General features: G+C 65.6%; 22 protein-coding genes and 1 tRNA gene. 7 read left to right on the top strand and 16 right to left on the bottom strand.

Annotated elements, in window-relative coordinates; genetic code table 11:
- Positions 1–155: 155 nt before the first annotated feature.
- Together atpD and GYH26_RS00360 are read left to right on the top strand one after the other, a co-directional pair.
- Complete coding sequence (atpD, locus tag GYH26_RS00365) at positions 156–1,661, top strand: F0F1 ATP synthase subunit beta (RefSeq protein ID WP_161540027.1); 1,506 nt, start codon at positions 156–158, stop codon at positions 1,659–1,661.
- Between the two features lie 2 nt (positions 1,662–1,663).
- Positions 1,664–2,092: a F0F1 ATP synthase subunit epsilon gene (locus GYH26_RS00360; RefSeq protein WP_161540026.1), complete on the top strand. Its 429-nt coding sequence runs from the start codon at positions 1,664–1,666 to the stop codon at positions 2,090–2,092.
- On the opposite strand, the gene GYH26_RS00355 is transcribed toward GYH26_RS00360, so the two are convergent.
- Complete coding sequence (locus tag GYH26_RS00355) at positions 2,093–3,670, bottom strand: methyl-accepting chemotaxis protein (RefSeq protein WP_161540025.1); 1,578 nt, start codon at positions 3,668–3,670, stop codon at positions 2,093–2,095.
- A gap of 75 nt (positions 3,671–3,745) precedes the next feature.
- Here GYH26_RS00355 and GYH26_RS00350 point away from each other — a divergent pair, with 75 nt between their 5' ends.
- Positions 3,746–4,936 carry an alanine racemase gene (locus GYH26_RS00350; RefSeq protein WP_161540024.1) on the top strand — a complete coding sequence of 397 codons (1,191 nt, stop codon included), beginning with the start codon at positions 3,746–3,748 and terminating at the stop codon, positions 4,934–4,936.
- On the opposite strand, the gene GYH26_RS00345 is transcribed toward GYH26_RS00350, so the two are convergent.
- The 8 genes from GYH26_RS00345 to GYH26_RS00310 form a co-directional block, all read right to left on the bottom strand.
- Positions 4,849–5,556 (bottom strand): RluA family pseudouridine synthase, encoded by a 708-nt coding sequence (locus GYH26_RS00345; protein WP_012842590.1) that lies wholly within the window; start codon positions 5,554–5,556, stop codon positions 4,849–4,851. The genes GYH26_RS00350 and GYH26_RS00345 overlap by 88 nt on opposite strands.
- A 6-nt stretch (positions 5,557–5,562) precedes the next feature.
- Positions 5,563–6,309 carry an ABC transporter ATP-binding protein gene (locus GYH26_RS00340; RefSeq protein ID WP_161540023.1) on the bottom strand — a complete coding sequence of 249 codons (747 nt, stop codon included), beginning with the start codon at positions 6,307–6,309 and terminating at the stop codon, positions 5,563–5,565.
- Between the two features lie 20 nt (positions 6,310–6,329).
- Positions 6,330–7,691: an efflux RND transporter periplasmic adaptor subunit gene (locus tag GYH26_RS00335; protein WP_161540022.1), complete on the bottom strand. Its 1,362-nt coding sequence runs from the start codon at positions 7,689–7,691 to the stop codon at positions 6,330–6,332.
- Positions 7,692–7,712: 21 nt separating this feature from the next.
- Positions 7,713–9,062 carry a TolC family protein gene (locus tag GYH26_RS00330; RefSeq protein ID WP_161540021.1) on the bottom strand — a complete coding sequence of 450 codons (1,350 nt, stop codon included), beginning with the start codon at positions 9,060–9,062 and terminating at the stop codon, positions 7,713–7,715.
- Positions 9,063–9,180: 118 nt separating this feature from the next.
- Positions 9,181–9,267 (bottom strand) — tRNA-Ser (locus GYH26_RS00325).
- Positions 9,268–9,282: 15 nt separating this feature from the next.
- Positions 9,283–9,942, bottom strand: coding sequence for a class I SAM-dependent methyltransferase (locus GYH26_RS00320; protein WP_161540020.1), 660 nt, complete (start codon positions 9,940–9,942; stop codon positions 9,283–9,285).
- A 153-nt stretch (positions 9,943–10,095) separates the two neighbouring features.
- On the bottom strand, positions 10,096–12,783 hold the full coding sequence (locus tag GYH26_RS00315; protein WP_014065799.1) for an alpha-amylase family glycosyl hydrolase: 2,688 nt from the start codon (positions 12,781–12,783) through the stop codon (positions 10,096–10,098).
- Positions 12,784–12,939: 156 nt separating this feature from the next.
- Complete coding sequence (locus GYH26_RS00310) at positions 12,940–14,133, bottom strand: threonine synthase (RefSeq protein WP_161540019.1); 1,194 nt, start codon at positions 14,131–14,133, stop codon at positions 12,940–12,942.
- A gap of 100 nt (positions 14,134–14,233) precedes the next feature.
- On the opposite strand from GYH26_RS00310, the gene GYH26_RS00305 reads away from it, so the two are divergent.
- Genes GYH26_RS00305 through modC form a run of 4 tightly spaced genes read left to right on the top strand, consistent with a single transcriptional unit; the run spans position 14,234 to position 17,274 of the window.
- Complete coding sequence (locus GYH26_RS00305; protein WP_014065798.1) at positions 14,234–14,740, top strand: helix-turn-helix transcriptional regulator; 507 nt, start codon at positions 14,234–14,236, stop codon at positions 14,738–14,740.
- A complete protein-coding gene (gene modA / locus GYH26_RS00300) occupies positions 14,718–15,554 on the top strand; it encodes a molybdate ABC transporter substrate-binding protein (RefSeq protein WP_161540018.1) in 837 nt (278 codons plus the stop codon). The genes GYH26_RS00305 and modA overlap by 23 nt, the downstream gene beginning before the upstream one ends.
- Complete coding sequence (modB, locus tag GYH26_RS00295) at positions 15,530–16,192, top strand: molybdate ABC transporter permease subunit (protein WP_014065796.1); 663 nt, start codon at positions 15,530–15,532, stop codon at positions 16,190–16,192. Before modA ends, modB begins: the two co-directional genes overlap by 25 nt.
- On the top strand, positions 16,189–17,274 hold the full coding sequence (gene modC, locus GYH26_RS00290) for a molybdenum ABC transporter ATP-binding protein (RefSeq protein WP_161540017.1): 1,086 nt from the start codon (positions 16,189–16,191) through the stop codon (positions 17,272–17,274). The genes modB and modC overlap by 4 nt, the downstream gene beginning before the upstream one ends.
- Here the strand turns inward: modC and GYH26_RS00285 are convergent.
- From GYH26_RS00285 to uvrB, 7 genes are all read right to left on the bottom strand, one after another.
- Positions 17,271–17,876, bottom strand: a complete 606-nt coding sequence (locus GYH26_RS00285) for a YceI family protein (protein ID WP_014065794.1) — start codon at positions 17,874–17,876, stop codon at positions 17,271–17,273. The two genes, modC and GYH26_RS00285, sit on opposite strands and share 4 nt — an antisense overlap.
- 11 nt (positions 17,877–17,887) lie before the next feature.
- On the bottom strand, positions 17,888–18,607 hold the full coding sequence (locus GYH26_RS00280; protein ID WP_161540016.1) for a hypothetical protein: 720 nt from the start codon (positions 18,605–18,607) through the stop codon (positions 17,888–17,890).
- Between the two features lie 10 nt (positions 18,608–18,617).
- Complete coding sequence (locus tag GYH26_RS00275) at positions 18,618–19,097, bottom strand: ubiquinol-cytochrome c reductase iron-sulfur subunit (protein WP_161540015.1); 480 nt, start codon at positions 19,095–19,097, stop codon at positions 18,618–18,620.
- Positions 19,098–19,171: 74 nt separating this feature from the next.
- On the bottom strand, positions 19,172–21,955 hold the full coding sequence (locus tag GYH26_RS00270; protein WP_242006499.1) for a carboxypeptidase-like regulatory domain-containing protein: 2,784 nt from the start codon (positions 21,953–21,955) through the stop codon (positions 19,172–19,174).
- Positions 21,892–22,842, bottom strand: coding sequence for a FecR family protein (locus tag GYH26_RS00265; RefSeq protein ID WP_161540014.1), 951 nt, complete (start codon positions 22,840–22,842; stop codon positions 21,892–21,894). Before GYH26_RS00265 ends, GYH26_RS00270 begins: the two co-directional genes overlap by 64 nt.
- The gene (locus GYH26_RS00260) at positions 22,839–23,393 is read right to left on the bottom strand and encodes an RNA polymerase sigma factor (RefSeq protein ID WP_161540013.1); all 555 of its coding nucleotides are present in this window, start codon (positions 23,391–23,393) and stop codon (positions 22,839–22,841) included. The genes GYH26_RS00265 and GYH26_RS00260 overlap by 4 nt, the downstream gene beginning before the upstream one ends.
- A gap of 60 nt (positions 23,394–23,453) precedes the next feature.
- Positions 23,454–25,517 (bottom strand): excinuclease ABC subunit UvrB, encoded by a 2,064-nt coding sequence (gene uvrB, locus GYH26_RS00255; RefSeq protein WP_161540012.1) that lies wholly within the window; start codon positions 25,515–25,517, stop codon positions 23,454–23,456.
- Between the last annotated feature and the right edge of the window lie 87 nt (positions 25,518–25,604).

The following is a 25,604-nucleotide window of genomic DNA, read 5'->3' as shown; positions in this document are numbered from 1 at the left end:
GTTCTTGCCAAATTTCCCGGATTCTTTGAGATCAATCCGGTAGTTTTGGCCGTTGCACGGCTGCATTGCCTGCGGGAAGCGTTATCTTATAAGGCCTGCAGGTAGTGGGCACCCTTTTCCAGGATACGGATCGCTAAACGAAACAAGTATTCGGCATGGAGATCAAGACGGATCAGGCGGTCGGCCGGGTTGTCCAGATCATCGGCCCGGTGGTCGATGTGGAGTTTCCCGAAGGACATCTTCCCGAGATTTACGACGCGCTGGTCATCACGCTCGAGGACGGAAGCGAACTGGTGCTGGAGGTCGAGCAGCACCTGGGTGAAAACCGGGTGCGGGCTATTGCGATGGACTCGACCGACGGGCTGACGCGCGGTACGCCCGTGCGCAACCTGGATCGTCCCATCTCCGTCCCCACCGGTACGGAGATCCGGGGGCGCCTCTTCAACGTGGTCGGTCAGGCCATCGATGGCCTGCCTCAGCCCAAAGCCGAAGGCTATCGTCCCATCCATGCGCCGGCCCCACCCTTCGAGGAGCTGGCCACGCGGGTCGAGATGCTGGAGACCGGCATCAAGGTGATCGACCTGATCCAGCCGGTGATGCGCGGTGGAAAGGTCGGGCTGTTCGGCGGCGCCGGCGTCGGCAAGACCGTGCTCATCATGGAGCTGATCAACAACATCGCCAAGGCGCACGAAGGCCTTTCGGTCTTTGCCGGCGTGGGCGAGCGCACGCGTGAGGGGAACGACCTGCTCCGCGAAATGCTCGAGAGCAAGGTCATCCGCTACGGCGAAGAATTCCTGGAGTCGATGAAGGCGGGCGGCTGGGACCTGTCGAAGGTGGACTTCGAGGAGCTGAAGAAGAGCCAGGCCACGCTCGTCTTCGGTCAGATGAACGAGCCGCCGGGTGCCCGTGCCCGTGTGGCGCTGACGGGCCTGGCCATTGCCGAATACTTCCGCGACCTGGGCGGCCGCGACGTGCTGCTCTTCATCGACAACATCTTCCGTTTCACCCAGGCCGGTTCCGAGGTGTCGGCGTTGCTGGGCCGCATGCCTTCGGCCGTGGGTTACCAGCCCACGCTGGCTACCGAAATGGGTGAGCTGCAGGAGCGTATCACCTCGACCAAGCACGGCGCGATCACCTCGTTCCAGGCCATCTATGTGCCGGCCGACGACCTGACCGACCCCGCGCCGGCCACGACGTTCGCCCACCTGGACGCCACGACGGTGCTCAGCCGTCAGCTCGCCGCGCAGGGTATCTATCCGGCCGTCGATCCGCTCGAGTCGACCAGCCGTATCCTGGATCCGAACATCGTGGGTGAGGAGCACTACCGGGTGGCGCAGGAGGTCAAGCAGATTCTGCAGCGCTACAAGGAGCTGCAGGACATCATCGCCATCCTGGGTATGGACGAGCTCTCCGAAGAAGACAAGCTCGTGGTGCACCGGGCCCGCCGTGTGCAGCGCTTCCTGAGCCAGCCGTTCTTCGTGGCCGAGCAGTTCACGGGCATCCCCGGCAAGTACGTCAAGATCGAGGACACGGTGCGGGGCTTCCGCATGATCCTCGACGGCGAGCTGGACCACCTGCCCGAGCGCGCCTTCCTGCTGCGCGGCACCATCGAAGAGGTGATCGAAGCGGGCGAAAAGATGCTCAAAGAAGCCGAGGCCTGATCATGGCACGGACGCTTTTCGTGGAAATCGTGGCGCCCGACCGACGCGTCTTCCGGGGCGAGGCGCTCAGCGTGCGCGCGCCCGGCGTGGAAGGCTCGTTCGAAGTGCTCTACAACCACGCGCCCATGGTGGCCGCCATCACGGTGGGGCCGATCTTCGTGACGACGCCCTCGGGTGAGCGCATCACGTTTGCCACGAGCGGCGGCTTTGTCGAGGTGCTGGGCAACACGGTGACGATCCTGGCCGAAACGGCCGAGCCGGCGTCCGAGATCGACATCGAGCGGGCGCGGGCGGCCGAGCAGCGGGCACTCGAACGCCTCCAGAAAGCCCAGACGCCCGAGGAGCGGGCCGAGGCCGAGGCGGCCCTGGAACGTGCCCGCAACCGGCTGCGCGTGGCCATGGGCCAGGTCGGCCAGCGCATCCACCCCTGATCAGTCGACGCGCTCCGGATCCCAGCCCAGCAACACGGCCCCGTAGCGGTGCCCTTTGACGTAGAGCGGGACGGTCAGGGCGCTGAGCACCTGGCCCGTGTCGCGGGCGTAGGTCTGCACCAGAAACACGTCGCGCTCTTCCGGACGCTCCCGCAGATCGCACACGCGAAGGAAGTCCTCGCGGCGTGCCCTGTTGGGCAGCGTCACGGCGGCGCGGGGTAGACCGACCCGGGCACCACGCACCAGCACGCCCTTATCGAAGAAAAATCGCTTGATGCGGTTGCCCACCAGATCCTTCTTCGGGTCGCCCGTCCAGTCCTGGCAGAAACGTCGGTTGTGAATGGGGGCGTAGGAGTTCAGGTCGATGACCAGCGCAAAAGTCAGGCGAGGTTCTCGCTCCAGGATTTCATCCATCACCTGCTGCAGCGCCTCATCGACCAGATGATCGTAGCGCGTGCTGTACTTGGGCGGGTCGAAGCCGCTTTCCGGCACGCGGCTCACGTCGAACAGCCGCGCCAGCGAGGCAATGGCCTTCCGGCCTTTGATCTCGGTGTACTCCAGGGCCAGCACGTCGTCCAGCGTACACCGCCCTTCGTCGATCACCTGCTCGAAGATCCGGCGGCTACGTTCGGCCAGCTCGCGCCCCAGCGCCAGCGCCCGGTGAAAAATGGAACGGCCCTCGAAGCGCCCCAGATAGCCATAGGCGTCTTCCACCAGCTCCGAGAGCGTGAACGTATCGCGGGCGATGTGTTCGGCCTCTTTATCGACGTGCCCCACGGCGGCCAGCGCCTGCTGCAGTGTCGTGCCAACGGCTTCGGCATCCTGCAATTGCGCATCCACCGTCGTAACGACCCGATCCATGTGCTGCGCGGCCTGGCCGGCCAGCTCGTGAATGCGCTGCAGGGCCGCCTCCAGCCGATCGGATTGCTCCACCGTCGTATGCAGCAGCTCCTGGCTCTGCCGGATGGCCTCCTCCACCGGCTGCAGTTCTTTCACCAGATCGTTGATCAGGGCGCGAATCTGGCGCGTCTGCAGGGCGGTGTCTTCGGAGAGCGTCTTGATCTCGTTGGCCAGCACCGAAAACCCCTGTCCTTCGTGTCCGGCCCGCGCCGCCTCGATGCCCGCATTGAAGGCCAGTAGCTTGGTTTTCCAGGCGATCCGGTCGATCACATCGCTGATCTGCGTGATGCCCTGCACCTGAGCCACCAGCCGCTCGAGCCGTTCCATGACCGCCGCCACCTGCTGCTCCAGGTGCTTCACGGCCTCCTGCGAGGCATCGCTCTGCTGCCGACCTTCTTCGGTAAGCCGGGCTACCTGATGGGCCACGTCCGCCGTCGAACGGGCCGATTCGGCCACCGCTTCCACGCGCTGCCGGATCTGCTGCACGGCCCGGGCGGAGGCTTCCACGCCGGCACGGGCCTCCGAGAACTGCTGACCGATGCGTTCCAGACGCTGGGCCGTCCGGGCCGCTCCGATCGCCGCCCGCGTGATCACCTGCTGCAACGCGTGGAACGTTTCGGCCACCTCGGGATGAAGCGCTGCTGTTGCCAGCTTCGTTTCTTTTTCCGCGACTTCCATGGATACCGGGGGCTTATTTTCTTACACCCCCTTAATCGGCCACCGGCACCTTCACTTAAATCTCAGGCCCAGAAGATGCAGACGATTGAAGCCCTGCCCACGCCGGCCGCGCTGATCGACCGACAGCGCCTGCTGGGCAACCTTCGGGAAATGCAGCAACGCGCCACGCAGGAAGGCGTCGCGCTACGTCCGCACGCCAAAACGCACAAGACGCCAGAGCTGGCCCGCCTGCAGCAGGAGCTGGGCGCCACGGGCATTACGGTGGCCACGGTCGATGAGGCGGAGGCGTTCGTGGCGGCCGGCCTTACGGACGTGCGCGTGGCCTATCCCACCGTGGGCACCGATCGCTACGAGCGGCTGCATGCGCTCATGGCACAGGCGCGGATCTCGTTCTGCCTCGACACGCCCGAAGCGATCCGTGCGGCTTCGGACTTTTTCGCCGCGCGCGGCCGCCAGGCCGAGGTGCTGCTGGAGGTCGATACCGGCTTCGGCCGCACGGGCGTGCGCTGGGACGATGCCCGGCGGCTGGTGGACTGCGCCCGATTGATTCAGGAAAGCCCGGGGCTGCGGCTGATCGGCCTGCTCACCCATGCGGGTCAGGCCTATCACGGCCCCGGGCCTGATGAATCGCCGGCCGATGCCCTCCGACGCGTGGCCGCCGAGGAGCGCGATCGTCTGCTGGCGGCGGCCGTCACACTGCAACAGGCCGGGCTGGCCCGCCCCGAGCGCTTCGAACTCAGCGTCGGCTCCACCCCCACGGCGCATTACTTCACGAACCGCACGGAACAGGGCTTTCGCATTACCGAAATCCGTCCCGGCAACTACGTTTTCCACGACGTGATGCAGGTGGCGCTGGGAAGCTGCACGCGCGACGCCTGCGCGCTGACCGTGCTGGCCCGGGTGGTCAGCCGTAAACCGGACGGTCGGGGTGGCTGGTGGGTCTTTCTGGATGCCGGCAAAAAAGCACTGGCAACGGACCAGGGCTACGGAACGCGGGGCTACGGCCTGCCGCTCTACCATCCAGCCAGCCGCACGCCGCTACCCCATGCGGTCATCGAACGCCTTTCGGAAGAGCACGGCTGGATGCACGTGCGCGGTGGCACGACGCTCCAGATCGGTGACCGCGTGCAGATCGTGCCCAACCATGCCTGTCTGATTGCTCCGCTGCTGCGCCGCTTCTACGTGCTGGACGGCGACGAAGTGGTGGCCGAATGGTCGGTTGTGGACGCTGCCAGCTCGGTGCGAAGCGCGTCGAGTACCTGCTGAAAGCTTTCGGGCACCGGTGCCACGATTTCCAGCTCCTGCCCGTTCGGATGTCGGAAGCGAATGCTGAGGGCATGGAGCATCAGGCGCGGATAGCGCTGCTGCACCGAGCGGTCGCCGTAGCGGGGATCGCCCACGATGGGATGTCCGATGTGGTAGCAGTGCACGCGGATCTGGTGGCGGCGGCCGGTCAGCGGCAACGCCTCGATCAGCGAATAGGCTTCGTCCAGGTACTCCAGCACCCGGTAACGCGTCTCGCTGGGCTTACCGCGCTCCGGATCGACGCCCATGCGTCCGGAGCCGTACATGCGGATCGGCGCCCGGATCTGTCCCTGTCCGGGCTCGAGCCGGCCGTGCACCAGGGCCCGGTACACCTTGCGCACCTGTCGTTGCTCGAAGAGCGTGTTCATGTATCGATGTGCTTCGGCGTTGCGGGCGAACAGCAGCACGCCCGAGGCTTCTTTGTCCAGCCGGTGGACCACCCAGAGGCGCTCGCCGCGTGCCGCTTCGAGCAGGCGCCGCGCCGAGGGCCGCGACGGATCGCGCTCGGGGATGGCCGCCAGCCCCTCGGGCTTGTGCACGGCCAGCAGGTCGTCGTCTTCGTAGAGAATCGGGAGTTCCATATTTCGTCAGACCGTCGTACTCAGATCCAGGTCTGCCAGCAGTGGCTGCGCCACCGGCTCGTCGCGCTCAATCCGCCCGTCTCGAAGGTGAATGATCCGGCGGGCGTGGTGGGCGATGTCGTGCTCGTGCGTGACCACCAGCAGCGTGTGCCCCTGACGGTACAGCAGCTCGAACAGCCGCATGATCTCCTCGCCGGTCTTCGAGTCGAGGTTGCCGGTGGGCTCGTCGGCCAGGATGATCGACGGACTGTTGACCAGCGCCCGGGCGATGGCCACGCGCTGGCGCTGCCCGCCGGAGAGTTCGTTGGGCTTGTGATGCATCCGGTCGCCCAGCCCCACGCTGCGCAACGCCGCCTCGGCCAGCGCACGCCGCTGACTTTTGCGCACACCCGCGTAGATCAGGGGCAATTCGACGTTCTGCAGGCAGTTTACCCGGGGTAGCAGGTTGAACGTTTGAAAGACGAACCCCACTTCTTTGTTGCGAATGCGGGCCAGCTCGTCGTCCGAAAGCCGGCTCACGTCGCGGCCGTTCAGGTAATAGGTACCGCTGGTGGGCGTGTCGAGACAGCCAATGATATTCATGAGCGTGGACTTTCCCGAACCCGAGGGGCCCATGATGGCCACGTACTCGTTCGGGTACACGTCCAGCGAGACGCCATCGAGCGCCCGCACCTGCTGGGTGCCCATCCTGTAGATCTTGGTCACGTCGCGGAGCTGAATGAGCGGGCGCCGGTTGTCGGTCGTTGCCGTCATGGTCTGTCGCTCGGGTTGCGTTATTGTACCGTTGCCATGATGCGCCGGCCACGGCCCGGCTGCTGGATGCGCACGGCCATGCCGGGCCGCAACGTCTGGCTTACGGCCCGATAGGGGCCGATGATTACCGTCTCGCCTCCCTGAAGCCCGGCCGTAATTTCGATATAGGTGTCGTCGGAGATACCGGTCTGCACCTCTACCATTTTCGCCTTGCCGTTCTCCACGAGGAAGACCACCTTGCGGAGGTCTTCTTTGAGCGCCAGCGGGTTGCTGGCGGTATCGGCAGGAGCCGTTTCGCCTTCAGGCCGCACGCGGTTGAAGTCGCGCACGGTCACGGCCTGAATAGGCACGGCCACCGCGTCGAAGACGGTCTTCGTGTAGATGTCCACCGTGCCGCTCATGCCGGGACGCAACGGCGGAAGCAGCTCGGCACTGGCCGGTACCTCTTCGGCCCGGGCAACGGGCGACGGCGTCGCCTCGGGCAGCGCGACCGTACCCAGAATGCGCACCTTCACCGGGAAGTTGGTGACCTGCTCCTGCGTACCCTGACTCGTAATCCGCGCCGAGTTGGCGATTTCGGTCACCACCCCGCGGAAGGTGCGCTCCGGATAGGCGTCGATGTGGATCGTGGCCGTGTCGCCGATCGAGACGTTCACCACGTCGTTTTCGTTGACCTCCACTTCCATTTCCATCTGATCCAGCCGCGCGATGCGCATCATCTCGGTACCGGCCATCTGGCTGGTGCCGACCACGCGCTCGCCCAGCTCCACGTCCAGCTTGCTCACGATCCCGCTCATGGGCGCGTAGATGATGGTTTTGGCCAGTTGCTCGCGGGCTTCGCGAAGCTGTGCCTCCGCGCTCTCGACGGCGTAGCGCGCGGCCTCGAGCGCGGCTTTTGCCACCTCGTACTGCGTACGCGCCGCCTCGAAGTCGCTGGCCGAGATGGCCTGCTTTTCGTAGAGGGCCTTCTGGCGTTTGAATTCACCCTCGGCCCGGAGCAGATCGGCCTCGCGTTGCTTGAGCGTGGCCCGCGCCTGCGCCACACCGGCCTCGGCCTGCTGCACCTGCGCCTCGTAGAAGTCCGGCCGGATACGAGCCAGCAACTGGCCTTTTTCCACGCGATCGCCTTCCCGCACCGGCAGCTCGACGATCTCGCCCGAGACGTCCGGACTGATCGTCACCTCCACCTCGGGCTGCACTCGCCCGGAGGCCGTAACCACCTGGGTGATGTCGCGCCGTTCGGCCTTTGCCACTTCGACCTCAATGCCGGCTTCCTGCTTGAACAGGCCGAGGGCCCGGCCGCCCACGCCGATCACCACCAGCAGGCCGAGCATGACGGCCAGAATGATCAACAGACGCCGCGTTGCTTTCGAAAGGGCCATGGTCTTGATCTCAGGTTTGGCTTACCGTAACACGTCCAGTTCGGGCACCAGCGTGCCCACGTAGTAGTCGATGAGTTTCTGGCGAAACACCAGCGTGTAGCGGGCCCGCACCAGGTCCGACTCGGCCCGCACGTAGGTGGCGCGTGCCTGCGTGAGTTCGACGAGCGTGGCCGAGCCCACGTTGTACCGCTCCTGGGCAGCCTCCAGCGCCTGGCGGGCGGCCTGCAGCTGTGCCTGGGCCGCCCGGTACTGCTGACGGGCCGTCTCGTAGTCCAGATACGCCTGGCGCACCTGCGTGGCGATCTCCTGGCGAAGCTGCAGAAGCTGCAGGCGGGTGTTTTCCAGCTCGATGCGTGCCCGCTGCACGTTGTGGCGCGTCGTGAACCGATCGAAGATCGGGAACGAGAGGCTCAGCCCGATCGAGCCACGCCGGTTGCGATCAAAGAACTGGTCCTGGAAGCTCAGCGGGGCCAGATCGGTGTAGCTGGAGCCATAGCTGGCCCGCAACGAAATGGTGGGCCAGTAGCTGGAGCGGGCGACGCGAACGCCGTACTCGGCGGCCTCGATCTGCTGCTCCAGCGCCCGAAGGTCCGAGCGTCGCTCCAGCGCCGCCTGCAACAGCGCCTGCACGTCATACTCCCGGGTGCCCAGCGCCATCGTGTCCACTTCCGGGATGACGAACTCGTAGGATCCAAACGGATCGAGCTGCAGGAGCTGGATCAAATTCGCCTCCTGCAGTTGCTGGTTACGGCGGGCGTTGATCAGCTCCAGCTCGGCGGCCGCCACCTGGGCCTGTTGCTGGTAGAGATCGGCCACCGGACGGCTGCCCACCTGCACGAACGCCTCGATCTGCTCGAGCAATGCCCGCTGCGCAGCCAGGTTTTCTTCCTGAATGCGCACCTGCTCGCGTGCCTCGATGAGCGAGAGAAACGTTGAGATCACGTTGAACAGCACCGTTTCGCGCTGGCGGGCATAGTTCAGCTCGCTGGCGGCCACCTGAAAGCGTGCCTGCGCGACCGAGTTCAGGTCCCGAAAGCCGTTGAACAGGTTCAGGTTGGCCGAAATGCCGGAGCTGAAGTAATGGGTGGTCTGATCCACGACGCGGCCTTCGTCCATGACAAAGTTGCGGCCGTAGTCGCGGCTGCCACTGATCGAAAGGCTGAGGTCCGGGAGAAAATTGCTGCGCGCACTGGCCAGACCGACTTCGCTGCGCTCGCGTTCGTTGGCGGCCTGTTGAATGGCCGGATTGCGCCGCAGAGCCAGCCGAAGCGCCTCCTCGAACGTGATGCGCTGCACCTGCTGGGCCTGGGCCAGGACGGGAATCCACCACCCGAGCAGCAGAAGCACGCCGAGCAACCTGTGGCAACGCATAAGTCTCGCGGATTTAATCCTCCATAATTCGCTGACGCTGGGAGTAGACGAAAAGAACGGCCAGTTTGTTACGCCCGAATAGCAAAAAAGCCACCCCGATTTCAGGGTGGCCGGGTTGCGGAGGGGGTGGGATTCGAACCCACGGTGCCCGTGAGGGCACGCCGGTTTTCAAGACCGGTGCATTAAACCACTCTGCCACCCCTCCGAAGAAGCGTTCAGACTAACGCCCTGCAAAAATGCGGGATCCGGGCGGGCGTTGCCCGCGCACGACTACGAAAGCACCCGCGCCATAGCCTTCCCGTACCGGATCCGGACGGGTCATCGTGTCGGGATCGGAAAAGAGCGTCTGCCGCCAGACCAGTTCTCCAAAGCCGACTTCCTGCATCAATGCGGCTATCTCCGATGCCGAGAAGAAGCGGGCTTCCCGATAAAAGGGACTTTCGCGGTGGCGCTTCAGGTAGCGACGGCCCGGCGGACTGTCCCGGTCGACAAAGCCGATCACCAGAAATCCACCGGGCCGGAGCACACGATACGCTTCCCGTAGTGCCTGTCGAGGATCATCCACGAAGCAGAGTGTCGTCACCATCAGCACGGCCTCGAAGCGCCGGTCCGGAAACGGCAACGCCTCGGCCACGCCGTCCATCACCTGCACGCCCCGCGCTGCGGCCAGTCGTCGCATGGCCGACGACGGCTCCACGCCGTAGCGGATCCCGAGCGGCACGGCGAACCGTCCGGTCCCCACGCCTACCTCCAGAGCCTCCCGCACCGGCGGCCAGAGCGCGCGAACGGCCGCCAGCTCCGAGGCATAAACCGCCGGATACCGCTCAAACCAGGCGTCGTAACGCTCGGCGTGCTGATCGAAGGCAGCCGTGCGCGGCATGAGACTCCTCTGGCTACCTCCAACCTGTAACGTCAGCCCGGCTCGGACGATTCGCCTAAAATAAAGCCCCGCCAGCCTCTTCGGCCGACAGGGCTTTCCGGAGCATCAGAGGAAACCGTCCGTTATGCGATGCTCCAGGCTTTGTGTCCGACACTACCGCCGCAGCGTGACCACGCGATCCTGTACGTAGTGCTGGCCATCGGCGGTCCGAGCCTCCATCCGCACCAGGTAGGTGCCCCCGGCCAGTCCGTCGGCGTTCCATGCGATTCGATGATGGCCAGCCGCAAACGCCCCACTGGTAAGTTGCTGGACGGCGCGTCCCAGCAGATCATATACCGTCAGACGCACCTGTGCCGCTTCGGGAAGCGCCAGCTCAAAGTATGTCTGCCCGACAAAGGGATTGGGAGCCGGTCCTTCCCATCGGAAATGCTGTGGCCGATTTTCGAAGCGCAGGGAGGGATCCAGATTGGCTTCCAGCAACCCGTCCTCCTCGTAGGGGCACATCGATCCCACCACGGCATAGTAGGTACCGTGGGAAACCGCCGGATCAACCTGCTGAAACACCACCTCGACATAAACCGGCGGCTCCTGGCCATCGTCCAGCGTGTACCTGCCGCCTTCAACCGGTGAGAAACGCTCGCCACCAGCGCCCTGCACAGAAACCACCGTCAGGTTGTCAAGCAGAGTAAACTGAAGTTCCCGGATGCCATCGGGGGAATAGAACGTGGCCACGCCCTGGTTGCCGGAGACGGTCTGCGAGGCGATCTGTGCCAGTGTACAGGGCTCACCAGTATCAGCGGCCAGCAGTCCAGCATCGTATTCCTCCTGTAGCACCCAGATGGCGTAGTCACGCGGTGGTGCCCAGACATACACACGGCCATCATCATAGATGTGGGTGGTCTCGCCGGTTTCCGGGTTGATCAGGTCTTTTCCGGCCCAGTTCGGCCAGCCGGTCGGCGAACTATCCACCCAGAGCCCTTTGGTGTCCGTCTCATGATCGTTCAGCACCAGAATGGCCCCTGAGCGAGTACCGTTACCGCCGCGTCGGGCCACGAACACGTCGGCCACCTCGGCGCTCGGCCAGGGATTGCCCACCTCGCTGAGCACCACCATGGTACCGCCCAGATAGTTGCGGCGCAGGTTAATCAGCCGGATAATGTCCTGGCGCAGCGAGGCAGGCGCCTGTACTGTGATGCCGGGATCACTGTGGTCATGCTGCGGAATGCCGTAGAAGTGTGGATAGAAAATGGTGGGACGCCCTTCGGCAAACAGAATATAGGCATAGGCCATATCCCAGTCGCGCCAGAGCCATTTGTCGTGCTCCTTTCCCGTATCGTGGTTTTCCACAAAGGTGACCACCTGCAGGCCCGAGAGATTATTGCCGCCGTTGTCGCGCACCAGCCCGGCGTGGTTCAGCCAGCTCATGTCCCAGTCGGCCCCGTTCCAGTTGGCCATGTCGGTCAGAGTGGCCTTCAGCGGAAAGTCGAACGCATCGGCATCGGCGCCCAGGCTTTCGACCGTGGTCACCCAGTTCTTGATGGCGGCCTTGCCGCCCCAGTACTCGGCCACCACAAAGCGCTGGCTGCCGTCGCTACGCCGGGGCATGTTGTTGATCCAGGCAGCGGCGAACTCCGGCTGATAGCCGCGCACAAAGTCCAGGCGATAGCCATCGAATCCGACCGTATTGGTGAGCCACTGACCCCAGGTAATGAGCCGGTCCTGCACGACCGGGTCGAAGGTGTTCAGATCATTACCGAAGAATTTGGTGTTGGGGATGACCTCGTCGGTGCCCGGCCATCCCAGATAGTCCCGATCGTCCACCGGGTGGAAGTGACTGTAATTCCAGCTCCAGTTGGCCTCTCCGGGTCCGGTGTGGGTCACGTACGTGATGCCCGTATAGGTCCAGGCCTGCAGCGCCGTCGGGGCCAGGTTCTGGCCGTTGTGCCAGATTTCGAAGGGATAGTAACCCCGTCGCTGATCGGTGGGCACGAAGTCGAAAGGATTGTACACTTCGCGCCGGGCCTCAAGGCGTATTTCGATGGTGTGGGTTTCCGTCAGGGTGATCTTGTATTCGTCGACATCGCCGCAGGGGTCAATGTGCGCCCAGATGTGCTTTCCGGAGCCCGGAAAGTCGTTGTACTGGCCGTTGCCGTCGTTGGGCTCATACTCCCAGTTGGCGTTGTCGGGCGAGTTGGGCTGGTCGGGCGAGCCATCCCAGTTGATGTAAAGATCGTAACCCCGTTCACCCTTGGGATCGCTGCAGGGAAGCCAGTAGCCTTTGATTTTGATGTAGTAGTCGCCGGGCTCGGCATCTGGAATGCGCCAGATGATCTCGTTGGTCGGGTAGGGGCTGAACTGGTCGTAGTGGCCGTCACCGTCCGGGTCGCGAATGGCTTCGTCGAAGACGTATTGCTTGACAGCCGGGTTGGGCTCCAGATTGTCAGGACCGCCAAAGATGTGATTGAGCACGATGTCGGCATAAACCTCAATGCCATAGGCGTGCATGGTCTGGACCATTTTCAGCAGCTCATCCCGACTGCCGAAGCGGGTCTCGACCGTGCCTTTCTGGTTGTAGTTGCCCAGGTCGAAGTGGTCGTAGATGCCATATCCCATGTCGTAGATGCCAAAATTGCCCTTGGAAGGCGGGGGCACCCAGATGGCCGTGATGCCGGCTGCGGCCAGTTCCGGAGCTTTCGCGGCCAGCGTATCCCACCAGAAGCCGTTTTTTGCAGCGGCATCCACCGGCACGTCCCAGTAGAAGGCCTGCATCATGACGTCGTGCTGGGCCTGCGCCTGGAGCGTCAGACCGGCCAGCAGTAGCATCAGAAGGTATCGATACATGGCGAGGCTGTAGTTTGGCGAGTTTATGTAATCGCTTACTCAATTTTTTAGAACAAAAAGCCGGAAGTTCGGTCCAATCTAATTCATAATAATGTAAACGCTTTCTAGCAAATATTCACACAGATCTTCTCGATTTCTTCAACTTATTCATCCCCACTACCGCAACAGTACCCGTTGTACCACAGCCGGATACTTGTGCGCCGAGGCCGTGTTGAAGAGTACGACGGTCTCTCCGGGCTGCACCCACCCGGCTTCCCGAAGCCGGAGCAGCGCGGCCAGCGTGGCGGCGCCCTCCGATGCGGCCAGCACGCCTTCGGCCTGGGCCCAGCGTGCCATGGCGTCCAGCATCTCGGTATCCTCCACGGCCACCGCCGTACCGCTGCTTTCGCGGAGCGCCCGAAGGATGAGAAAGTCGCCCAGCGCCTTCGGCACGCGGAGTCCGGCCGCCAGCGTCTGCGCGTTTTCCCAGAAGTCCGCCGTTTCACGCCCTTCCTGAAAGGCCCGCACGATCGGCGCACATCCGGCCGCCTGTACGGCCACCATGCGCGGCCGCTCCGGACCGATCCACCCCAGCGCTTCCATTTCATCGAACGCCTTCCACATGCCAATCAGGCCGGTACCGCCACCGGTGGGATAGAGAATCACGTCCGGGAGTCGTCCACCCAGTTGCTCGAACAGCTCGTAGCCCATCGTCTTTTTGCCTTCCACGCGATAGGGCTCACGAAGCGTCGCCACACTGAACACGCCGGGATGCTCTCGGCGGTACGCTTCGAAAGCCGCCCCCGCCTCGGCGATGGTGCCGGGCACCTGATGCACCTGCGCCCCGGCCAGTCGGCACTCCCACACGGCCGGCTCCGGCGTTTCCTCCGGTAAAAAGACGATGGCCGACAACCCCATCCGGGCCGCATACAGCGCCAGCGCACCGGCCGCGTTGCCCGCCGAAGCCAGTCCCACCTGCTGCACGCCCCGGAGCGCTGCGGCCGCCACGGCCATGACCAGTCCACGCGCCTTGAAGCTCCCGCCCGGATTCAGGCTCTCGTCCTTCACGTACAGGTTCGGCATGCCCAGCAGGCGGCCCACCCGGGGCTGTGGAAGCAGCGGCGTCCAGCCCTCGCCCAGACTGCGGGCGGCGTCGAACGGTACCGGAAGCACCTCGGCATAACGCCAGAGGCTGCGCACGCGCCCGGCAAGCAGTTCGGGCCGGAATCGACCGCGAAGCGCTTCCAGCCGATAGGATACCAACAGCGGCTTACCACAATGCGTGCAGACCGTGTGCAACGACTCGGGCGCAAATGCCGCCCCACAGGCACTGCAGACCAACCGGTCGACGTATTCGCTCACAGGTTGCATTTTTCTTCAGGATTGAATGAGTCGGCGACAAAATACGCCGTCCATTTCTTTTTCGGGGACGTGTTGGTTATATTCAAGCCATGAATATTCGTCCGGTGAGATGATCGACTACGTGCTGCTGGGCCTGCTGGCGCCGGGTCCGCGACATGCCTACGCGCTCTACCGGGAGCTGCGGCGATCGGACGGCCTGTGGCTGGTCTGGCGTCTGAAACTGCCCCGGCTCTACGCCATCCTGGACCGGCTGGAGCGGACCGGCCTGATCCGCTCGGAGACGGTGCCCCAGCCGCGACGTCCGGCGCGCCGGGTCTTCCGACTGACGCCCGACGGCGAAGCCCGCTACCGGCAATGGCGGACGGAGCCCGTCCGCCGCGGCCGCGACATCCGACAACTGTTTCTGGCCAAACTTTACCTGGCCCGCCGTGACGGACCGGAGGTCGCCCGCACGCTCCTGCAGAACCAGCGCGATCTGTGCCGGCAATGGCTGGATGAGTTGCGGACGGCCGCACCGCCTGTGGACGATTTCGCCCGGGCCGTGTGGCGCTACCGGGTGTTGCACATCGAAACGCTCCTGACCTGGCTGGACGATGTGGAAACGACGCTGGCCTGAAGTGCTGATCGGGTTGCTGCTGGTGCTCGGGGGCTGCCGCCCGCAGGAAACGTCTCCGGTGCGGCCCGTCGAAGTGCAGGTGGCGGCCGCCGCCGACCTTCGTTACGCGTTCGAGACGCTGCGCGCGCGCTTCGAAGCAGCGCACCCGAGCATCCGCCTGAAGATCAGCTACGGCTCTTCGGGTCAGTTTTTCACCCAGCTGCGCAACGGCGCGCCCTTCGATCTCTATTTCTCGGCCGATGCCGACTACCCGCGTCGGCTGATCGTGGAGGGACTGGCCGTGGACTCTTCGTTTTTCCTGTATGCCGTCGGGCAACTGGTCGTGTGGGTCCCGGCGGATTCGCCGCTGGAGCTGGTCTCCTGGGACGAACTGGCGGGGCCGGCCGTGCGCCGGCTGGCCCTTGCCAATCCCCGGCATGCGCCCTACGGCCGGGCGGCCGTTGCAGCCCTGCAGGCACTGGGACTCTACGAGCGCGTACGCGATCGGCTCGTGCAGGGCGAAAACGTCGCGCAGGCTGCCCAGTTTGCCGCCAGCGGCGCAGCCGACGCCGGCCTCATCGCACTGTCGCTGGCCCTGGCGCCCGACATGCAGCGGCGTGGCCGCTATCGGCTCCTGCCTTCGGACACCTACCCATCCATCGAACAGGGCGCCGTCGTGCTACGCCGGGCGGCCGCCCGCCCCGAGGTGTGGACGCTCTGGCGCTTCGTGCAGCAGCCGGAAGGCCGGGCCGTACTGCGTCGCTACGGCTTTTTTATCCCGGATTCCACCGCGCAGCCGACCGAAAGGCCATGGACTGGACCGCCGCCTGGGTAACGCTGCGCCTGGCCCTGTGGACGACCGGCGTGCTCTGCGTGCTGGGCCTTCCGCTGGCCTACTGGCTGGCCACCACGCGTTTTCCGGGACGTGGCGTGATCGAGGCACTGGTCACGCTGCCGCTCGTGCTGCCGCCCACGGTGGTCGGATTCTACCTGCTGGTAGCTACCGCGCCCGACAGTCCGATCGGCCGGGTGCTGGCGGCCCTGGGCATCGACCGCGTGGCCTTCACCTTTCCCGGTATCGTGCTGGGCTCGGTGCTGTTCAACCTGCCGTTTGCCGTGCGGCCGTTCACGGCCGCCTTCCAGAGCGTCGAACGTCGGCTGGTCGAAGCCGCCTGGTGCCTGGGCGTCTCGCGCTGGCGCACGTTGACAGGCGTGGTGCTGCCGCTGGCCTGGCCCGGCATTCTGACGGGGCTCGTGCTCAGCTTTGCGCACAGCCTGGGCGAGTTCGGCGTCGTGCTCATGGTGGGCGGCAACATCCCCGGCGTGACGCGCACGCTCTCGATCGCCATCTACGACGAAGTGCAGGCGCTCAACTACGCGGCGGCCGACCGCATGGCACTGGCGCTCGTGGGCTTTGCGCTGGGGGTGCTGACGCTGGTCTATCTGCTCGAACGCAAAGGCCTGCGGCGATGAGCACGGAGCTGGACGTACAGATCGTGCGGCGGTATCCGTCCGGCTTCGAGGTAGCGGCGGCCTGGCGTCAGCCGATCGACCCGGCGGGCATCACCGTGCTGTTCGGCCCTTCCGGAAGCGGAAAAACCACGCTGCTCCGCTGCCTGGCCGGACTGGAACGGCCCGACGACGGCCGGATTCAGCTCGGCGATACGATCTGGTTCGATGCCGCCACCGGCCGGCATGTGCCTCCCCAGCAGCGCCGCATCGGCTTTCTCTTTCAGGACTACGCGCTGTTCCCGCACCGGACGGTGGCCGGCAACATCGCCTTCGGGCTGGCGCATCTGTCGCGTGCCGAACGTCGCCGTCGGGTGGCCGAACTGCTGGCACTCTTCGAGCTGGAAGGCCTAGCCGATCGCTATCCGCACGAGCTTTCGGGCGGACAGCAGCAACGGGTGGCGCTGGCACGGGCGCTGGCGCCACATCCCCGTCTGCTACTGCTGGACGAACCGCTTTCGGCGCTCGACGGTCCCACACGCGACGTGCTGCGACGCAAACTCCGACGCTGGCTGCAGGCGCTGAACATCCCGGCCGTGATCGTTACGCACGACTGGCTGGAGGCCAGCACGCTGGGTGAGCAGGTGCTGGTGCTTGACGGAGGCCAGGTGTTGCAACAGGGACCGGTGGCGGAGGTCTTTTCGCTACCGGCCAGCACGCGCGTAGCCGGGATCGTGGGGGTCGAGACGGTCGTGTCCGGCGAGGTGCTGTCCGTCGAAAACGGGCTGGCCCGGGTGGCCGTCGGATCGGCCACGCTGACCGCCATAGCCCCGGCGGAGCAGAACGGGCGCGTGTACGTGTGCATCCGGGCCGAAGAGGTGACGCTGGTACCGGCGCCGCCCGAAGCCACCAGCGCCCGCAACCGCCTGCTGGCGCAGGTCGTGCGCGTCGAACCCGAAGGGGCGCTCGTGCGCGTGGAGCTGGACGCCGGCTTTCCGCTGGTAGCGCTGGTGACGCGCCCGTCGCGCGAAGAACTGCAACTCGAGCCCGGCCGTTTGGTCTGGGCCCTCGTCAAGGCACCGGCCGTCCATCTGGTGCCGCGCTAACGCCGACTGACGGCGCTGTCGGGCAGCGTGGCGCGGATCGTCCCCTCCAGATCGATCGTGTCGCGGATGGACCAGAGCAGCAGTTTGGGCCGCCGCACCTCGAACTGCGAAAGCGCGATCGAGAACGCCCCCGTTGCCTCGAAGCAGTTGCCTTCGATGCGCACCGTCACCGGAATCGTGACCGGATGCGTCTGGCCGTGAAAGGTCAGGTTGCCGCCCACCGTCCAGCTTCCTTCGTAGCCGGAGGCCGTACGCTCCCAGCGCTGCACGGAGATGGCGGTCGATTCAAAGAGCACGTCCGGATAGCGATCGGCCTCGACGGCGTCGAGCATGTTCGCGTCGCGGTTGCTGTTGCCGCTGTCGAAGCTGGCCACCGGCACGCGGATCGTGACGGCCGACCGGGCGGGGTCGGCGGGGTCGCTCAGATCGAGCCGGAGCGTGCCGTGGACCGAGCGGCTCGTGCCCGTCCACCCGTGCAGCGGATGATGGCCGTGGTACTGCAGAATACTCTCGGTGCTGTCGACGGCCACCGTGATCGGCTGTGCATTGAGCCCGCCGACCAGAAATCCCAGCAGAAGCCAGCAAATCGAAAAGCGTCGCATGGTGCCCTCTCTCAGTATGGAAGCAGGATGGCCAGAAACGCGGCCGTGTAGGCCCCGAGCGTGATGCGCCCGACCCAGCGGTGCGTGCGCAGCCGGCGCTCGTAGCTGTCGGGCGTCGGCGCCAGCCGGAGATGACGTCCCAGCCAGGGTTGCAGCATCATCCCGGTAAAATGGATCAACGCCAGCCAGCGGTGCAGCTTGATCGAACTGAAGCCGGGCGTGTAGCGGCGGGCCGGCGGTGCTCCGAGCGACAGGCTGGCCGTGGTCAGGTACAGCCCGAACGTGGCGTAGCCCAGCGTGCGGTGGACGGGCTGCAGGTCCTGGTAGTAGCGCGCCCGGTTGCTGGCCAGCACCTCGCCGAGGATCACCTGCGTGGTCAGCGCCGCAAACGTAACCAGCGCCAGCCGCTGGTGCCAGTGCAGCATCGTGCGGCGAATTTCCAGCTCACGTTTGCGGGTGGCAGGCGCCAGGCCCAGCAATCGCACCAGCCCTTTGCGCCCCCAGAGCAGCCGCGTGTTCAGCGGCATGCCGTCGGGCAGGCTGTCGGTGGGGTCGGGCGCGGCCAGCACCGGCGGTGCATAGGCCGATGCAGGCGCCGGGGGCTCTTTCTGTGAAAACAGCGCCTCCGGCGGATGGTGCGCCAGACCGAGCCGCACCTGCAGGGCCGGTTGGGCCTGCGCCAGCGCCACCGTCAGAACGCTTAGCAGTACTCCCACGACGGCGTATCGCATGCGTCCTCCTTCAGCCTTTGGTGATGCGGACGATGTTGCCGTCACGCGCGACGGTGTACGCTGTGAGGGCGCGTGTTGCCGGTCCACGCACCACCTGGCCGCTGGTGTCGAACTGGGAGCCGTGACACCAGCAGGTGAACCGGTTATCCTGAAATGAACTGATTTCACATCCTTGATGGGTGCAAATGGCCGAAAATGCCCGGATCGTTCCATCCACATTCACCACGAGCATATCGGCTTCATCGATGTGCAGAAAACCTCCCGGTTCGGCTACTTTTCTGGCTTCGCTTCCGGTCAGATCCAGCGTAACCGTATTGCCTTCGATTGTGATGCCGCTGTTTTCTCCGGGCGACGGTGGGCCGGGCGGCTGGTCGCCATTTCCTTCCATGCCACTGGTATCACACCCGACCAGCGAAGCGACCACGGTGCCCAGCGACAGCCCTCCGGCCCATCGTAAAAATTCCCGCCGCGAGGATTTTTCCGGCTTCATGGCCTGCTGCGTTTAGTTTGTGCTGTTTTATATACAGCACCTGACGGTATGCGAATGCCTACCGGTGCTGCTTATCAGTAGGCAACCTGGAGGGTCAGCAGCCACTGGCGGCCGGGCAGCAGGCGGTCGGCAGGGGCCGGCGAGGCCGGGTCGATCAGCATCAGACTCCGGTCGTACACGTCCCGGCGGTCCAGCACGTTGCGCACCAGCAGTTGCAGTTGTAGATGCGTCACGCGAACGCGCCTGTGCCACGACAGCCCCAGATCCAGCCGATAGCGTCCGGGTAGCCGATGTGCCTCCGGTCGGTCCAGGTCGTAGCCGCCGACGACCGGCGTGCCGCCGTAGCGGAGGTAGTCGTAGTACAGACGGCGGAAGGCCCAGCGCCGTCCCCACTGCACCTGTCCGCTACCGAAAAGCGTCAGATCGGCCGGGAGCTCTCGGGAAAGATCCAGCCGAACGCGATGCGGCTCGTTCCAGGGCGCCGGTACCATGCGAAGCGTACCCCGGCTGTCGGGATAGGCTCGAAGAGTCTGGTCATAGCTATAGGCCAGCGTGATCCGATCACGCGTATTCCGGTACCGAAGCCGCAGGCTCAACCCGCGGGCCATGCCCCGGCTGTGCCGCAGGAAGTCACGTTGCGCGAGCGGGATGGCTTCGGGCACGGGCCGGCGGGCTGGCAGTCGGGCCAGAAGGCGCGGATAGTCGACAAGCAGCAGGTGCGGCTGTCCTTTCTGATACAGCGTGGTTTCCAGGGTCCAGCGATCACCCCGGGCCAGCAGCAGCTCGCCCGTCAGATGGTAACTCCAGGGCGGGGCGACCGTGGCGTCGGGCGGCAGCCAGAAGAGCACCGACGGCACGATGGCCGTGGCCCCGACGCTCGTCAACTCGAACTGGTTGACGAACTGGCGATAGACCCCGCCGGCCAGCCGCACCGCCAGCGCGAACGGTCCGAATTGCAGATCCCGACGCACGGCCAGTCGCGGCTCGGCATAGACCGTCGCCCGCACGGGCAGCCACGTCAGCCGCACGCCCGGCTCCACGCTCAACCCTTCCACGGGGGTCCATATGGCCGTCAGATAGGAGGCGGGTTGCCAGGCGGTGATCGCATGGCGGAACGGCGCCACGAACACGTTGCCCAGTCGAAAGCGGGCCTGCACCTGCTCCACCACAAGGCCACCCTCCAGTTGCCACCGTGCCGACGGGCTGTAATGCAACGAGGCTTCCAGCGCCAGCTCGCGGATGGTGTTGCGCTCGGACGTGCCCGGCGCCCGGGCCAGTTCCTCGCGCAGCCGGGCTTCGAGCGCCTCCCAGGCGGCCGGGTCACCCAGCGGCGCCGTCCCTTCGCGGGCCCGGTAATGGTAGGTAGATGTGTGCCAGCTTCCCCGGAACTGCACTCCCAGCAACACGCGCGCGCCCAGCAACCGGTCGTAGCGCAGCCGAAATGCCTCGTTGAGCCAGCGATAGGCGTCATCCGTCAGGATGAGCCGGGCCGAATCAGCCCCGGCCGCTGCATAACGGGTCTGCTGACCGGCCTCCAGACGGTTTGTGCCCCGATAGGCGGCCACGTGCAGCGTCTGAAACGGATCGGGCTGCATCCGTCCGGCTACGTGCAGATCCGAAAACGCCGCGCGCGGCGTCCAGTGGTAGGCCTGCAGCCCTTCCCGGGCGATGGGTTCGCCCAGCCAGCGGGCGGCCATGAGCGGGTCGATCGTGTTCCACTGGCGGAGCAGCGTACGCAGGCCCGGTTCCTGATACAGGTCCCAGACGCTGTGCCGGAGAGCCACCAGCGCGGTCGCGTTCTGGTAGCGTCCCCGAAGGCGAACGTTGGCGGCCAGCGGATCGACGCGGGCCACCGCATCAAAAGGCCCCGCCACGTTCAGATCGTGCTCCAGTTCGATCACGCCCGCCAGCTGGCTCCCCAGCGCCACCCCGTAGCCGGCCCGATGGACGGTCAGGCGCCCGATCGCCAGCGGACTGAAGGCGCTCAGGTAGCGCCCCAGGCTGACGGGATTGCGCACAGGCACGCCGTCGATCCGCGTCAGGTGTTCGCCGCTATCGCCGCCCTGCAGGTGCAGTTCGGCCAGCGGATGGGGCACCTGTACGCCCGGCAGGCGCTCGACGGCGTGCAGCAGGTCGCCGGCCGTGCCGGTCTGCTGAAGCTGTTCGGCTGTCAGGTGTACACGGCCCAGTTCGGCCGAAAGCGGCCGCCGGCTCAGCCCGTCGATCACGATGGGCGGCGCTTCCAGCAGCGTGGGCTCCAGCGCAATGCGCACGTGGGCGGGACGGTCCGGATCCACCTGCACGCTGTCAATCCGCGGGCGATACCCCACATACGAAACGACCAGCCGGTGCGGACCGGCCAGCAGGCCGCTGATCGTGAACATTCCCGCTTCGTTCGTGACGGTGCCCGTGCCCGCGTCGGCCAGCAGCACGTGCGCGAACGGCAGCGGCGCGCCCGTCGTCCCGTCAATCACCTGACCTGTCAGCAACCCCAGCCGGGGCGGCAACTCTCGCGCCTCCAGAATGACGTAGGCGCCCGAGGACGATCGGACAAAATCGAGACCCGTACCGGCCAGCAGACAGCGCAGGAGATCTTCGACCGGAGCGTTGCGAAGGGCGCAGGAGGCCGTCTGACCACGCACCAGCTCGGAGGGATAGACCAGGTTGATGCGGGCCGTACGGGCCAGCGCTTCGAGCGCTTCCTGCAGCGGCACGTCGCGCACCACCAGCGTGAAGCGGCCGCCGTCCTGGGCCGCGGCCGCCCCTGCACCTCCGAGCAACACCGCTGCGACGATCAGCGCCCGGAGGATGGCTCGGCCTCGATGACAAACCCACGGCTGATGCGGCGGTAGTGGCATGGCAGCGTCAGACAGAGATCCTGAAGGATGGCCTCAGGACGGGCCTGTTGCTGATACAGCACGGTCACGCGCCGGTCGAGCGACAGCGGCCCCGCTACTTCGATGCGGAGGTTGAAGGTGCGTTCCAGTTCGCGCAGCACGACCCCCACCGGCTCGTCGATCACAACGAACCCGCCGCGCCGCCAGGCCAGCACCTGATCGGGCTCCAGCCGCTCCGGCACAAGCTCGGGTTTCGCACCGATGCGCACGCTCTGGCCCGGCGCTTCCAGCACCAGCGGTTGCCGGGGCGTCCGGATGGATTGTACCCGCACGCGCCCCTCCAGCAGCGTGACGCGGGTTTCGTTCGCTTCGGGCCAGGCACGTACGGTGAAGCGCGTGCCCAGCACCTCCACACGGACCTGGGCGGTCTCGACGGTCAGCGGACGCCCGGGCACCACCTCGAACAGTGCCTCACCCGTCAGATGCACCCGCCGGGGCCGTCGCCAGGGCAGTGTCGCTGCGTACCGCAGCCGGGAGCCCGCCCGCAGCGTGATGGTCGAGCCATCGGCCAGCGTGACGGTCTGAATCGTGCCCGGCGGCACGATCACCGTGCGCGGCCGCAGCAGCGCATACGCGGCGACCAGGCCCAGCACCAGCAGCAGGCCCACCACCGCCGGCCAGCGTCGGCGAAGCAATCGGCGGGGCGGCCGCGCAGGTCGGGGCGCTGCAGCCAGCCGGGCCGACAGCTCCGCCCAGGCCGTCTCGGTAGAAGGCACGCCCTCGACGGGCGGCTCCAGCGTGCCCAGTCGCTCCCAGAGCGCCTCGATCTGGCGGCGTTCCTCCGGGCTCCGTTCCTGCAGGGCTTCCTCCAGCTCCCGGGGCAATCTGGATGCAGGGCGTCCGTTCATGGCATGAGGGCGAGCGCCTGAAGCCGCCGGCGAAGCGTCTCCAGCGCCCGCAACATGTGGTTGTTGACGGTTCGTGGGGAGATACCCATCACCCGGGCGATCTCGCGATGGCTCAGTCCGTGCCAGCGGCTGAGCACCAGCACCTCGCGCTGGCGCTCGGGGAGTTCGTCGAGCCAGTGCGCCAGCAGGGCTTCTAGCTGGTGCGACGCCACATGATCGTCCGGCGACAGCGGCTCGACCGGCGGCGTCTTTGGCAATTGCTCGGCGCGCTTGCGGGCCCGGCGGCGCTCGTCGCGCAGGTGGCGCAACGCCCGGTTGCGGGCCATGCGATAGAGATAGGGCCGCAGTGGTTGCCCCGGATCGAGCGTGGTCCGCCGCAGCCACAGGTCCAGAAACACGTCCTGCACCAGGTCGTGCGCCACGGTGGGATCCGCCACGATGGCGCAGACGTAGCGCAGGAGCGGCTCGCGCATGTGGCGAAACAGCTCCTCCAGCGCCGCACGGTCCGAATCAACCAACCGCCGGCAGAGCGTTTGCAGGTCGTCCGTCACCGAAGGCCTCCAAGCGCGCAGGCTTTTCTGCTGCTACAGTACCCGAGCGATGCGTTATGCCTACCCGGCCTCGGACGCGTCCAGCTCGCGCTCAAGCGCCAGGATCGTGTCGCGCAGCTCGGCCGCCCGCTCGAACTCCAGGTTCTCGGCGGCTTCGAGCATTTCGCGCCGGAGCTGTTCGATCAGTTCGCGCTTCTGCTCGGGCGTCAGCTCCTTCAAGACCGGATCGGCCACGATCGGCGGCACCTCGGGCTCCTCGTAGCGGGGCGAATCGACCAGCGGCCGGTACTTCTCTTCGGCCACGATCGTGCTTTTCAGAATCTCCTCGCGCGACTTGTACACGGTGCGCGGCGTGATGCCGTGCTTGCGGTTGTATTCGAGCTGAATGGCCCGCCGACGGTTCGTCTCGTCGATCATGCGCTGCATGGCCTCGGTGATTTTGTCGGCGTAGAGCAGAATCTTGCCGTTCGCATTGCGGGCCGCCCGCCCCGCCGTCTGGATCAGCGAACGCTCCGAGCGCAGAAAGCCCTCCTTGTCGGCGTCGAGGATGGCCACCAGCGACACCTCGGGCAGGTCGAGTCCCTCGCGGAGCAGGTTGACGCCCACAAGCACGTCGAACTCACCCAGCCGCAGGCCACGCAACAGGTCCACACGCTCGAGCGCGTCAATCTCGGAGTGCAGGTAGCGCACGCGCACGCCGAAGCGGTCCAGGTACTCGGCCAGGTCTTCGGCCATGCGCTTGGTGAGTGTGGTCACCAGCGCCCGCTCGCCACGGGCCACCACCTGACGGATCTCTTCGAGCAGGTCGTCGATCTGGCCTTCGGTGGGCCGCACCTCGACCTCGGGGTCCGGGATGCCCGTGGGACGGATGATCTGTTCGACCACCACGCCGCCGCTCTTTTCCAGCTCATAATCGCCGGGCGTGGCGCTCACGAAGATCACCTGATTGTGCAGCGCTTCGAACTCCTCGAACGTCAGCGGCCGGTTGTCGAGCGCCGAGGGCAGTCGGAAGCCGTGCTCGACCAGCGTCAGCTTGCGGGCCCGGTCGCCGTTGTACATGGCCCGCACCTGGGGAATCGTGACGTGGCTTTCGTCGATGATGAGCAGGTAGTCGTCCGGAAAGTAATCGAACAGGCAGTAGGGCCGCTCGCCGGGCGCCCGACCCGAAAGATGCCGGCTGTAGTTTTCGATGCCCGAGCAGTAGCCGACTTCGCGAAGCATTTCGATGTCGAAGCGCGTCCGCTGCTCTAAGCGCTGGGCTTCGAGCAGTTTGCCCTCGGCCCGCAGGACGGCCAGCCGCCAGCGTAATTCTTCCTCGATCGAGGCGATGGCCCGCTCCAGCCGGTCGCGCGGCGTCACGAAAATCTTCGCCGGATAGATCGTGATGGCCGCCTCTTCGGCCCCCAGCTCGCCCGTGGCGGGATCCAGTCGGGCGATGCGGTCGATCTCGTCGCCCCAGAACTCGATGCGGAAGGCGCTTTCTTCGGCATAGGCCGGGAAGATGTCCACCACGTCGCCACGCACGCGGAACGTGCCCGGCTTGAATTCCACGTCGTTGCGCGTGTAGTAGATGTTGACCAGTCGCCGAAGCAGTTCGTTGCGCTCGATCTGCTGGCCGACGTGCAGCGGCACGATCTGCTCACGGTACTCGTCCGGCGAGCCGATCCCGTAGATGCAGGAGACCGACGCCACCACGATCACGTCGCGCCGACCCGAGACGAGCGCACTGGTGGCCCGCAGGCGCAGCCGATCGATCCGCTCGTTGATGGCCAGGTCCTTTTCGATGTAGGTATCAGTGGCCGGGATGTAGGCCTCGGGCTGGTAGTAGTCGTAGTAGGAAATGAAAAACTCGACCGCGTTGTTGGGGAAAAACTGCTTGAACTCGCCATAGAGTTGCGCGGCCAGCGTCTTGTTGGGACTCATCACCAGCGTCGGCCGCTGCACATTCTGAATGACGTGCGCCAGGGTGAAGGTCTTTCCCGTGCCAGTCGCGCCCAGCAGGGTCTGGTATCTGTCGCCGCGCAGGATGCCTTCGGTCAGCTCCGCGATGGCGCGGGGCTGATCGCCGGTCGGCTCGAACGGCGCCACCAGCTCGAACTTCCGGGTTTCAACCGCTCCCTCCATCTCGTGCCTTCATTTTGCACCGGTCCTTTCCAAGAACCGGAAGTCCCGTCAGAAGTTGCGTTTTCGACAACTTCCGGGCGTATATTG

Source organism: Rhodothermus marinus (genome assembly GCF_009936275.1).
Lineage (GTDB): Bacteria > Bacteroidota > Rhodothermia > Rhodothermales > Rhodothermaceae > Rhodothermus > Rhodothermus marinus_A.
This window is presented reverse-complemented; position numbering and strand designations above follow the sequence as displayed.